Source organism: Acinetobacter sp. YH16044 (assembly GCF_013417145.1).
Classification (GTDB): Bacteria; Pseudomonadota; Gammaproteobacteria; order Pseudomonadales; family Moraxellaceae; genus Acinetobacter; species Acinetobacter amyesii.
This window is the reverse complement of sequence record NZ_VPEK01000002.1, coordinates 60,370-72,608: the sequence shown is the minus strand read 5'-3', so window position 1 is coordinate 72,608 and position 12,239 is coordinate 60,370. Positions and strand designations below refer to the sequence as shown.

The following is a 12,239-nucleotide window of genomic DNA, read 5'->3' as shown; positions in this document are numbered from 1 at the left end:
AAGTGGTGATTATACATTTGAGATTCTATTTAAAATTTAAATTTAATCGGTCTTTACTATTAATATGGTTGAATATTCATGTAGTATTGGTTTGTTTGAAAATTATTTTGAACTATTTCACAAATATTTGGTGAAATATGTAACAGCCTATATTATTTTTAATGTTACTAAAATTAATAAAAACAATAAGATATGTTATACCAAAAAATAGGGATATGAAAAAAATCCCCAAAATTTGGGATAAAGAGAAAAATTAAATAAAAATATAAAAATTAAAAATATTTAATATATTACAACCACATAATTTAAATATTCGTAAAAAATAATATTACATGAATATTCGTGTGAATATTCCGCATTAGGTTCTTTTTTTCTCCACATGATTAAGAATGAATCAGCACCTAGGGAAAGTAAGATTAATTAGTTTTTCTTAATAAATATCCTTTGATGCACATACTAATAAATCTCATATGAGAATGGAGAAGTGAAATGTCTACATCTAAAATTTTAACCGCAGTACTATCTGCAACATTGTTCGTAGCACTTCCAGCAACATCTGCAATCGCTGGTGGTAAAAAAGAATCTAAACAATGTGGCGGTGCGCCGTGTGAAGGCGAAATCGACATCGAGTTACAGATTCTTAAAGCATGTGAGCTTTTGGTAGGTAAAGACATCAAACTCGTTGAAGACAGTTATAGGGGTGCTAGTGGCTTTACAGTTACAACGAACACTCCATATACATTAAATCTATCTACGCTAAACGCGGGTTCAAGTGCAGATACTTTTGTAAAACATGAAACCACTAGTGACAAAGTATTTACAAAAATCACGACTTCAAAAGGTGGTGTGAATTATCCAATCGGTTCTACACCTGTAACTGGTATGAGCGTTGATAACTTTGCTGTATCTGTAGCTCCAAAAAATACAATTTCAGGTACTCAACGTGCTGGTACATACAAAGATACTTTATATATCAAAGTAGCTTACTAATCCAAATTTAGGGAGTTGATTCTACACAGTTAGGGTCAACTTCTTTTTATTTTTGAATTGATAATAATATTTAAATGTACTGGGGTGGGTATATGAAAAGTTTATTCAAAGTCGTTTCATTTAGTTTAATGACTTGCTTATTGAGTCCTCAAATATTTGCAGGTATTTCAATTAGCCCTGTGCAGTTATATTTAACCGATAAATCTAAACAACGCAGTGCGACATTTACTTTGGAGTCGAAAGGGGATGATGAGACACCACGTATTTTTGAGGCTCAAGCATTTAAATGGACTCAAAATGCCGCAGGGGAAGATGTTCTTTCACCTGAATCCAATATTATTATCAATCCGAAAAACTTTATTTTAAAACCAAATTCAAAACAAATGGTTCGTGTGGGTTTTACTCAATCTGTAGAAAGTATGAATCTACAACAAGAAGAAGCATGGCGTATTATTTATACTGAGCTACCACAAGTGACGAACTCTGAATCGAAAATTGCACTGTTATTAAGTATTAATGTGCCATTTTTTGTCGGCAAACAAGAACCCGCTTATTTGAAATTTATTGCCAAAAAAACGAATGGTCGCACCATTATTCAGGTTGAAAATTTAGCAAAATCACACATTCAAATCCAAAAACTTTATGTCATCGATAAAAGCAAAAAAACAGTCGCTGAATCTTCCGATATGAAATATTTATTGGCATTAGGTAAAAACCAATACGACATCGGGAATGTTTCTTTACAAGGCGCTAGTAATTATAAAGTCGTTGTGGAAACAGATAAAGGTGACACTCCTTTGGAGTTTAATTTAGTTGAGTAGTGGCTATGAACAGAATTACATTGCTTCTATATTGTATTTTATGTGCTAATTCTGCTCATGCAGAAGCCGTTGATATGCCTGATGATTTATTTCCAACCAGTATTTGGGTAAACGAAGTAGACCGCAAGAGCGAAGTATTATTACTGACTGAAAATAACAAGTTTTATATAGAATGCGCAGATCTTGATAAGCTGCAAATCAAAGTAGAAATTCTGAAACGACATGCAACTAAAAATTCATTTTGTTTGGTAACGGATCAAGATATTCAGTCTGGATTTGATCCTCAATTGCAAGCCGTCAAAATTAATCTTCCATCAAAATATTTCTTTGGGCTAGAAACTGATACCTTAATCAGCCAGCCGATGCCTGCAAATTTTGGTGCATTTCTTAATTATGAAATGCATTTTGAAAATAATACTCAACATAATAATTTTGGTGTGCTACCTGAACTGGGCGTGTTTAAAGACAATTGGATTTTAAGAAATAATGCCTTTTATCGAAATAATAAAGGTGATGATTATCGTGAAGAAAAATTCGTCAGGTTAAATAGTAGTCTTGAGTTTGATTTTTCTAAAAGTGCGACCAAACTGGTTATTGGTGATACGACCTCTGCATATAGTGCATTAATTCATGGTGTGCGATTTGGTGGTTTGAGTTTTGGTACAGACTATACGTCACGCCCAGATTTCGTGTATTGGAATATTCCAAGTCTAAAAGGCAGTGCGGTTTTACCTTCGACTGTTGATTTATATATTGATGGCGTAAATATTTATCAGAAAAAGATTTCACCTGGAGATTATAACTTACAAACAGGTGCCAATATTGAAAGTGCCGGTACAGCGCAAATGGTTGTACAAGATGTATTGGGGAATACCACTGTTCGAAGCTTCCCGGTATTAATTAGTAGTAAATTGCTTAAAGAAGATTTAAATGATTATAACATATCATTAGGGAAACTACGCTTCAGTTATGACGAAGAAAATAGTGATTATCGCGATTTTTTTAGTTCAGCCTATTGGCGTAGAGGTGTCACCAGTCGTACCACGTTGGGTGCAAGTGCAACCTATAGTGACAAAGTAAAAAATGCAGGACTGCTATGGACGCAAGCGGTCAATCGATGGTTTGTTTTAGACAGTATTTTTTTAGGCAGTAAAACCGATGACGACGATGGCTATTCTGCTGGTTTTGCTATCAGTCGTAATTTCGGGAAACTCAATTTTGGTGTGAGTTCTCGTTACGCTACAAATGATTATCGGGCGTTGGGTTATGAAGATAATCATATTTTTCCAAAATTTGAAAATATGGCGTATTTGAGTTTTGCTAATTTTCCATTCTTTCAAAATTTAAACCTGAACTATATCGAACAAACCCAGTATGAATCTAATGATCCTTTATTTGAATTAGAGGATCGCAAAATGCTCACAGTGGGTGTGAGTCGCGAAATCACACAGAATTTAATGTATACCGCCAATTATTTTAAAGAATTTGGTGATAGCGATGACTCAGGTGCCTTTATTACATTTTCTTATAATTTTGGTGGTGGTAAACGTATTCAGGCTGATGCAGGTACCAATAAATCCGGCGGTGTACGTTTCATCCAAAATGCATTTGGTGAATATGGTGCAAATTATGCGCTCGGTGTGGATTATCGTAATGATGAAACGGTATTAAATGCCTATGGTGGTTTGTCCACTAATGTTGGTGATTTAACCTTGAGTCATCTCTATAGTGAAAATGATTCAACAACACAGGTTGGCTACCGTGGCGCTATGGTGTGGTTGGGCGGTCAATACGCATTGACCAGTTTTGTCGATAATGCTTTTGCTTTAGTGAATGTTGGTGGTCGTGAAGATATTGATGTCATGCGATCAATGTCTCCAGTCGCGAAAACCAATAAAAAAGGCTATGCCTTTGTACACGATATCGTTCCTTATATTAATTACGATATTTCATTCGATGAAAATCAATTGCCGATCGAAAGCAAAGTTCCAAATGCTGCACATCGTTTAGTTGCGTTAAGACAGCGTGGTTATAACATTAATTTTTCAGTATTTGATACACAACAAATATTGGTCAAAATATTGGATGAACAAGGTCATCAATTTGTGGCAGGAAGTGAAGTTGCAATTGATACCCCAGAAGCTGATGTTTATCCAGTGGGTTCAGATGGCACGGTAATGTTATATGGTTTGGTTGAAGGCTACTACAAGTTGACGGTGAGGACCAGTGGTGGTCGATCTTGCCAAACAGCGTTAACAGTGCCGAAAAAGGTAGAAAACCAAACTCCTGAATTAATTACATTGCAGTGTAAATAAAGGAGTATTTCCAATGAAAAGTATTTTACTCATCTCAGCAGCGTTATTTAGTTCAATAACATTTGCAGCACCGAGTCGCTGTGAAATGGGACGAATCAGTGAAACCAATATGCGCTTGGCGAATTACTATAATAGTCAAGCGGCAAGTTCATTTAGTGTCGATTGTTCAGGTAAATACCGCATACGCTTTAATAGCCGAAATTTGCAGGATACTTCGGGCAGTAGTTTTGTAACGAATGGCCCGATTAAGCTGAAAACACGAATGACTGTTTCAGGTGCGATGGAAAATCTGTGGAATGTTTCTACCGAGCAAGGCGCTGGCAAAAATAACTATGTGATTGCTGTGCGTTTGGTAGAACGAGTGAATGCAACGACACCTGCAGGAATCTACCGCGATACAGTCTTTGTAAATATGGTGTTTTGAGATGCTTAGCGACCGATTTTCTTCATGGCTAAGGTGAATAATGCAGAGTGCTGATTTCGTTCATACCGCTAGATTGAAGCTTGATGATAGATATTTAGGTGAATCTTGGGCTCTAATCTAAGTAGCTTAATTTTCTGCTATGCGTATAAAGTCAGAAATGAAGGAAATTTGATTTCAGCATATGCTTCCCCGATAACAACTTTAGACACCGTTTTAATCAGTTATTTGATGAGCTCGATATACACGCTAAATGGTCAGTTCCTGCAAAATGGGAAGTGGATGTTACCCCATTGGAATGTCTAAGCTTACAGCGCGTAGCTGAAGAAGCATTAACCAATATTGTGAAGCATAGTCATGCGACCGTGGTGCAGATCCGAATTTATTATGAAAACTCGGCGTTGATAATGGAAGTTGAAGACAATGGCGTGGGGGGATGTGGATCTGGTTAATCAAGCTGGTTTGAGTGTGGGGCTTCGTAGTATGAGTGGGTGTTTAGAAAGGATGAACGCAGATATGCAAATAGCTTCTCGTGCGGGTCAGACGATTTTAAAAGTGATTAAAAACTACGGATAAATCATGATTTTGTAGATGAAATAAGATAATTTCTTTCAATAAACTGTCATCAAATAATCATCAAAATGCAAAAAATTGCTGCTTAAACTGTGGATATACATTTATAAGAAGCGTGTAAGATCATGACAGAATCGGCTAACGATTTGGGGTGTATGCAGGATGAACCTGCACGCTTTCAATTCCAATTTAAGCATATGCAATCACGAATGGATATGCAAACGGTCTCAACTTTAATCCGTCCAGGTCTAAAAATCGCCATTGTTACAGATACGTGGGCGCCAGAAATTAATGGTGTTGCACATTCTTTATTGCAGTTGTGTAAAGGCTTGCAGCAACAAGGCAACTCAATTTTTTTAATACGTCCTGAACAGTCCGAAAGTTGTCATGATTTCAGACCTGATCAAGAGTGTTTGGTTCGAGCGCAGTCGATTCCTAAATATTCAGGTTTACAATTTGGCTGGCCGCAACTAATTAAACTGAGTAAAGCTTTAAAAAAAGCCCAAGTCGACATTGTGCATATAGTCACTGAAGGACCTTTGGGATTTGCTATGCTTCAACTGGCGCGTTCTTTACAGATTCCTGTGTCCAGTGGTTTTCATTCGGCCTTTCATGATTTTAGTCGCTTCTTTGATTTAGCGTTTTTAATGAAGCCTGTACAACATTATTTACGATGGTTTCATAACAATACTCAACTCACCTGTGTCCCGAGCCAAGATACTGCGGATGCCTTGCATCGATTAGGTTTTAGTTGTCCATTGGTGGTGGTGGGGCGAGGTGTGGACCATAGTCGATTTTCTCCCTCACATTATCGAGCAGAACTGAGACAACAGTGGCAAGCAGATGAACATACCCGCGTGATGCTCTATGTCGGTCGGCTATCTCCTGAAAAAGAGGTGGATGTTTTGATTTCTGCCTACCGTTCGATGTTGGCTATGGATGCACGAACGAAATTGGTCATTGTGGGTGATGGGCCTGATCGTGAACGACTAATGCAACTGGCAAAATCCCTAGATGTTATTTTTATGGGAAGTTTAAGTGGTCAGGCTTTATCGGAAGCCTATGCCAGTGCGGATGTTTTTGTTTTCGCAAGTCAGGTTGAGACCTTTGGTAATGTGGTTTTGGAGGCAATGGCCAGCGGATTGCCTGTGATTGCATATAATGCCGCATGTGCCCAACTGCACGTGAGAAATCAGCAAACGGGATGGTTATGTCATTTATCTCGAACCGATGAATTTATTCGCCTCATGCAGCAATTGCCGCAACGCGCCAAATTAAAAACCATGGGCATCGAAGCGGCAAACGACGCAGCTAAAATTGGTTGGCAATATCCTGTACAGCAATTTGAGCACGCGCTATATCGCGTGGTGGATCAAGCTATGATGAGCCAATGGAGCTAGCGCTATTGGTTGTATAGAAAAGTTGAGCATCTTCAAAAATTAATATTCATCGAACTGTCATCAAAGCATCATTGCACTGTCAAAAAGATAACTTAAGCTGAGTCAAACACAGATCTCAACTTGTAAAAATAACAACACAAATCTAGCTCAACCCCAACATAGTCAGGCTTTGACTGTAGATAGGAGATTAGCGATGAATTTTAAAAATGCAAAAACAAGAATGCTGCATCTCGATTTAAAAGGCTGTATTTATCTCAATCATTTTTCGCATCAACAAGTTGTCGCTGACATATTTAAAATGGTGAGTCGACTTGGTGATGGTGTGTTTTGGTATGTCATGTTGGCGACGGTCTGGATCGTGCAGGGCATGTATTACAGTGTACAAATCGTCTATGTATTACTGGGTGGTTTCGTCGGCACCTCGATCTATAAACTCCTCAAAAAGAAAACTGTGCGCCCAAGACCGTACCAAGTGCATCAAGTGATTCGCTTAGGTGAACGCCCTCTAGATCATTTTAGTTTTCCATCGGGGCATACTCTACATGCGGTCATGGCAACAACAGTGCTGGGCTATATTCAACCCATGTTGTTGGTCTTAATGTTGCCCTTTAGCTTATTGGTGGCATTATCTCGCATGATCTTAGGTTTGCATTACCCAAGTGATGTCGCTGTCGGTGCTGCTATAGGCGCTGCAGTGGGTGCCGCAATTATTCTCTGTGCACCTCTTTTTGGTTTGATTTTATAGTTTGAAGTGGACATCTCAATTGCAAAATCTGGTAATAAAAAAATTAAAAGGGTTTATCACGTCCAATTGCCGAAATTTGTTAAAGTAAGCCATCATTCTATAGACGATGTTAGGAAGACCCATGGGTTTACGCTGGACAGATACCATTGATATCGCAATTGAGCTGTATGAAGCTCACCCTGATGTTGATCCGCAATGGATTCGCTTTACTGACCTACATGCATGGGTATGTGCATTGCCAAATTTCACTGATGACCCAGAAAAGTCGACTGAAGGTCTGCTTGAGGGAATTCAGATGGCCTGGATTGATGAGGCAAGTTAATCCCTACATCGAAAAAAGCAATTTTTTTGTATAGCAAAAGCAGAAAATAGCGCATTATTCGGTATAATGCGGCAAATTTTTCACGTCAAATTGACTTAAGGAGCCTCTCATGGCTATTGAACGTACTTTATCTATCGTTAAACCAGACGCAGTTGCTAAAAACCACATCGGCGACATCTTTGCTCGTTTCGAAAAAGCTGGTCTTCAAATCGTTGCAACTAAAATGAAACACTTGACTCAAGCTGAAGCTGAAGGCTTCTACGCTGAGCACAAAGAACGTGGTTTCTTTGCTGACCTAGTTGCATTCATGACTTCTGGTCCAGTTGTAGTTTCAGTTCTTGAAGGCGAAAACGCAGTTCTTGCTCACCGTGAAATCCTTGGCGCAACTAACCCTAAAGAAGCTGCTCCTGGTACTATCCGTGCAGACTTCGCTGTAAGCATCGACGAAAACGCTGCTCACGGTTCTGACTCTGTAGCATCTGCTGATCGTGAAGTTAACTACTTCTTCGCTCAAACTGAGATCGCTCCACGTACTCGTTAATTCGAAGTATTCAAACCAGATAAGTGGTATACTGCTTGTCTGGTTTTTTTATTCTCTGAATAATTCTTTGCTCAATAACTGAGCTTCTCCTTTGATCTTTAGACATGGTTTAGGTAATTACACATGAGTACTGAAGTAGTCGCTACATCAGCTGTTTCTGATGCACAGCAACAATCTCCATCCGCTCCGACGCAGAAAAATACTGTGGAGAAAGTGAATTTACTGGGCATGTCACGTCCGCAAATGGAAAAATTCTTCGAAGAAATGGGGGAGAAGAAATTCCGTGCTGGGCAGGTGATGAAATGGATTCATCAGTTCTTCGTGACTGATTTTGCTGAAATGACCAATATTTCTGGTAAATTGCGTGAAAAACTAGAAAAGATTTGTGAAATTAAAGCGCCTGAAGTGGTGCATAAAAATTACTCAAAAGACGGTACTCGTAAATGGGTGTTCCGTGTAGGTGAAGGTGCAGGTTCATTGGTTGAAACTGTGCTCATTCCTGCGGAAGATAAAACCGGCGCACGTAAGACCTTGTGTATTTCATCACAAGTGGGTTGTGCTCTGGACTGTTCATTTTGTTCAACTGGGAAACAAGGTTTTCAACGTGACTTGAGCCAAGCTGAAATTATTGGACAGCTTTGGGTGGCGAACTTCTCTTATATGGAAGATGTGCCAGTTGCGGATCGTGAACGTTCAGTGACCAACGTGGTGATGATGGGCATGGGTGAGCCGCTGTTGAACTATGATGCCGTATTGAATTCAATGCGTATCATGCTGGATGACTTTGCGTATGGTATGTCGAAGCGCCGTGTGACTTTATCAACCTCAGGTGTGGTGCCTAAAATTGACCAATTGGCACAAGACATTGATGTAGCCTTGGCAATTTCACTCCATGCGCCAAATGATGAACTACGTAACGAACTTGTTCCGATCAATAAAAAGTATCCGTTGGAACAGTTGATAGCAGCTTGTCAGCGTTATATCGCCAAAGATGGCAATGAAAGTTCACGTAAACATGTGACCATCGAATACGTGATGTTAGATGGTGTAAATGACCATCCTGAACATGCACAGCAAATGTTAAAGCTGTTGAAAAACTTACCAAGCAAAATTAATTTAATTCCGTTTAACCCGTTCCCGCATGCGCCATACGGTCGTTCAAGCCGTAACCGTATTATTTCTTTCCAAAAAACTTTGTCTGATGCCGGTTTTGTGTGTACGATTCGTCAGACACGTGGTGATGATATCGACGCTGCGTGTGGACAACTCGTGGGGCAAGTTGCTGACCGTACTCGTCGTGCGGAGCAATGGAAAAAGAAAGTTGCGCAGCAAAATGAGATACTGCGCTCACAAGGATAATAAAGAGGCAGCCAATTGAAAAAGTTAACGTATAAGTTCACTTTCGTTTCAGCTTTATGTGCATCGGTTTTGGCATTAACAGCATGTCAAACGCCTGAGATTGGGAAAAAAGACCCAGAGAAAGCCGTAAAAATCAGAACGCAATTGGCTGTTGAACACATGAAAGTAGGGGATTTGGACTCTGCTAAACGCGCATTAGATCAGGCTTTAGAAGTGGATTCTCGCGATTCCCAAGCCAATATGATGATGGGTGTCTTACTACAACGAGAAGGCAGCCCAGCCAACTTAGAAAAAGCAGATAGTTATTTTAAGCGTGCAATTTCAGCAGACTCAAAAAATTCTCAAGCGCGTAACAACTACGGTACGTATTTATACCAAGTTGAGCGCTATAATGATGCGATTGAACAGTTCAGCATCGCAGGTTCAACTTTAGGTTATGATCAACGTTTCAAAGCATTGGAAAATTTAGGTCGAATTTACCTGAAAGTGGGTGATGTGGCGAATGCTGAAAAATCATTCAAACAAGCTTTGCAGGCTAATCGTGATTCCTATGTTTCAATGTTAGAGTTGTCTGAAATCTTTTATTTGAATCAGCAGTTCCCTGCTGCCACACAAATGTATGAACAATTTGTACGTGCAGTAGGACAAAAAAATCAGGGTGCGCGCGCACTCTGGATTGGCATTCGAACAGCGCGTGCCAATGGCGACAATTTGGGTATGCAAGTACTGGTTAACCAGTTACGTGCTTTGTTCCCAGAAAGTCCTGAATACCAACGCTATTTGCAATTACAGTACAGTACTGAGGCCGTATGGAAGTAAATCCTAATTCACCGCAATCGAATGGTTCGAGCGTAGCTCCAAATGCATTAGGAAATGTACAACGCCCAGGTGAGTATTTACGTCAAGTACGTATTACGCAAAAACTGGAACTTGAAGCTGTCGCATCAGAACTCAATATTCCATTAAAAACACTGACTGCACTTGAGCAAGATGATTATAAGTCATTGCCTGAAGCGACCTTTATTAAAGGTTACTACCGCACTTATGCCAAATATTTAAAAGTTGATGCAACCAATATCATTCAACGTTTTGATGATATTTATGCCAACGATACGGGATTGTTGCCAAATCACGCGTTAAATAATTCACCGATTAAAATTATGGGTAAATTACCCGGTTCTAACCGTGACCGTAATCGTAAATGGATCAAACGTGGTTTGATTGCATTGGCGGTGTTGGTGGTCATTGGTGCGATCGTGGCAGCGATTCAAGGCATGACCTCGGGCAGCGATAATGAAGACGCTGTGACCAGTGATGTCGCTTCAGAAGTTCAAGTCCTCGACATGAATGGCGGAAATGCAGCGGTCAGTGGCGATCAATTGACATTGACCTTCAGTAGCCCGACTTCAGTACATATTGTTGATTCGACGGGTAAGGTGTTGGCGACAGGTCGTCAAGCATCGACGCTCAACTTAAACGGTGAAACACCATTCCAAATTCGTTTGGATGATGCAACAGTAGTGTCATTAAGCTTAAATAATGAAAATATTTCATTGTCACCATATACCGTAAACGGCAAAGCAGATTTCCGTTTATCACGTTAAGGGACAACAGAGCAGACTGAACAATGATTGAAAATCCAATTAAGCGCCGTCCAACGCGTAAAATTAAAGTAGGTTCGGTGTATGTCGGTGGTGATGCGCCGATTAGCATCCAAAGTATGACCAATACTGAAACCTGTGATGTCGAAGCGACCGTGGCACAGATTCAGCGCTGTGTAGACGTCGGTGCGGACATCATGCGTGTTTCTGTACCGAGTATGGAAGCTGCTGAAGCTTTTGGTGAAATTCGTAAACGTGTGCAAGTGCCATTGGTTGCCGATATTCACTTTGATTATAAAATTGCTTTACGTGTTGCAGACCTTGGTGCAGATTGTTTGCGTATTAACCCGGGTAATATTGGTTCTGAAGCCAAAATTCGTGAAGTGGTTGCGGCAGCGAAGCACAATGACATTTCAATGCGTATTGGTGTCAATGCAGGCTCACTGGAAAAAGATATTCAAAAGAAATATGGTGAGCCTACAGGTCAGGCTTTGCTTGAATCTGCAATGCGCCATATTGATATTTTAGACCGTTTAAATTTCCATGAATTTAAAGTGTCAGTCAAAGCATCCAATGTCTTTCTGACGATGGATGCTTACCGATTACTTTCTGCACAAATTGATAACCCATTACACTTAGGTGTGACTGAAGCAGGTGTCTACCGCACGGGTTCAGTCAAATCTGCTATCGCTTTAGGCGGTTTGTTGATGGAAGGCATTGGTGACACCATGCGTATTTCATTGGCCGCAGAGCCTGAAGAAGAAATCAAAATTGGCTTTGATATTTTAAAATCATTGGGCTTACGTTCAAACGGCATTAACTTTATTGCATGCCCAAGTTGTTCGCGCCAAGAATTTAATGTCATCAAAGTCATGCAAACATTGGAAGAGCGTTTAGAAGATATTCGTACCCCAATGGATGTATCGGTGATTGGTTGTAAAGTAAATGGTCCGGGTGAAGCCAAAGAAGCCGATATTGGTGTAGTAGGTGCAAGTCCGCGTTCACTGGTGTATCGTAATGGCGAAAAGAGCCATTTAATTGACACAAATCAGTTGGTTGACGAAATCGAAGCGATGGTTCGTCAACGTGTTAGCGATCTTGAAGACGCTAAAGCTAAAGAGATTATTCGCACAAGTTTTTCTGAGTAGATC

13 protein-coding genes are annotated in these 12,239 nt (G+C 39.8%); all 13 read left to right on the top strand.

Annotation, left to right across the window (positions count from 1 at the left end; translation table 11 throughout):
- Positions 1-489: 489 nt before the first annotated feature.
- The 13 genes from FTV38_RS01870 to ispG all read left to right on the top strand — a co-directional run bounded on the left by FTV38_RS01870 (position 490) and on the right by ispG (position 12,236).
- A complete protein-coding gene (locus FTV38_RS01870; RefSeq protein WP_180011654.1) occupies positions 490-990 on the top strand; it encodes a hypothetical protein in 501 nt (166 codons plus the stop codon).
- A 92-nt stretch (positions 991-1,082) separates the two neighbouring features.
- On the top strand, positions 1,083-1,811 hold the full coding sequence (locus tag FTV38_RS01865) for a molecular chaperone (RefSeq protein WP_180021015.1): 729 nt from the start codon (positions 1,083-1,085) through the stop codon (positions 1,809-1,811).
- Positions 1,812-1,816: 5 nt separating this feature from the next.
- On the top strand, positions 1,817-4,126 hold the full coding sequence (locus FTV38_RS01860) for a fimbria/pilus outer membrane usher protein (protein ID WP_180021013.1): 2,310 nt from the start codon (positions 1,817-1,819) through the stop codon (positions 4,124-4,126).
- Positions 4,127-4,139: 13 nt separating this feature from the next.
- Complete coding sequence (locus FTV38_RS01855) at positions 4,140-4,550, top strand: hypothetical protein (RefSeq protein WP_078189619.1); 411 nt, start codon at positions 4,140-4,142, stop codon at positions 4,548-4,550.
- 275 nt (positions 4,551-4,825) lie between these two features.
- The gene (locus FTV38_RS01850) at positions 4,826-4,999 is read left to right on the top strand and encodes an ATP-binding protein (protein ID WP_180021011.1); all 174 of its coding nucleotides are present in this window, start codon (positions 4,826-4,828) and stop codon (positions 4,997-4,999) included.
- A 243-nt stretch (positions 5,000-5,242) separates the two neighbouring features.
- On the top strand, positions 5,243-6,520 hold the full coding sequence (locus FTV38_RS01845) for a glycosyltransferase family 4 protein (protein WP_373886999.1): 1,278 nt from the start codon (positions 5,243-5,245) through the stop codon (positions 6,518-6,520).
- 193 nt (positions 6,521-6,713) lie between these two features.
- Positions 6,714-7,265: a phosphatase PAP2 family protein gene (locus FTV38_RS01840; RefSeq protein WP_180021007.1), complete on the top strand. Its 552-nt coding sequence runs from the start codon at positions 6,714-6,716 to the stop codon at positions 7,263-7,265.
- Positions 7,266-7,386: 121 nt separating this feature from the next.
- A complete protein-coding gene (gene iscX, locus FTV38_RS01835) occupies positions 7,387-7,587 on the top strand; it encodes a Fe-S cluster assembly protein IscX (RefSeq protein WP_078189615.1) in 201 nt (66 codons plus the stop codon).
- 109 nt (positions 7,588-7,696) lie between these two features.
- A complete protein-coding gene (gene ndk, locus FTV38_RS01830) occupies positions 7,697-8,128 on the top strand; it encodes a nucleoside-diphosphate kinase (RefSeq protein ID WP_004697669.1) in 432 nt (143 codons plus the stop codon).
- Positions 8,129-8,251: 123 nt separating this feature from the next.
- Positions 8,252-9,487, top strand: a complete 1,236-nt coding sequence (gene rlmN / locus FTV38_RS01825; protein ID WP_180021005.1) for a 23S rRNA (adenine(2503)-C(2))-methyltransferase RlmN — start codon at positions 8,252-8,254, stop codon at positions 9,485-9,487.
- 15 nt (positions 9,488-9,502) lie between these two features.
- On the top strand, positions 9,503-10,306 hold the full coding sequence (pilW, locus tag FTV38_RS01820) for a type IV pilus biogenesis/stability protein PilW (RefSeq protein ID WP_180021003.1): 804 nt from the start codon (positions 9,503-9,505) through the stop codon (positions 10,304-10,306).
- Positions 10,297-11,091: a RodZ domain-containing protein gene (locus tag FTV38_RS01815; protein WP_111884744.1), complete on the top strand. Its 795-nt coding sequence runs from the start codon at positions 10,297-10,299 to the stop codon at positions 11,089-11,091. Before pilW ends, FTV38_RS01815 begins: the two co-directional genes overlap by 10 nt.
- Before the next feature lie 23 nt (positions 11,092-11,114).
- Entirely contained in the window at positions 11,115-12,236 is a 1,122-nt protein-coding gene (gene ispG / locus FTV38_RS01810) for a flavodoxin-dependent (E)-4-hydroxy-3-methylbut-2-enyl-diphosphate synthase (RefSeq protein ID WP_180007218.1), read from the top strand.
- The last annotated feature ends 3 nt before the right edge of the window (positions 12,237-12,239 follow it).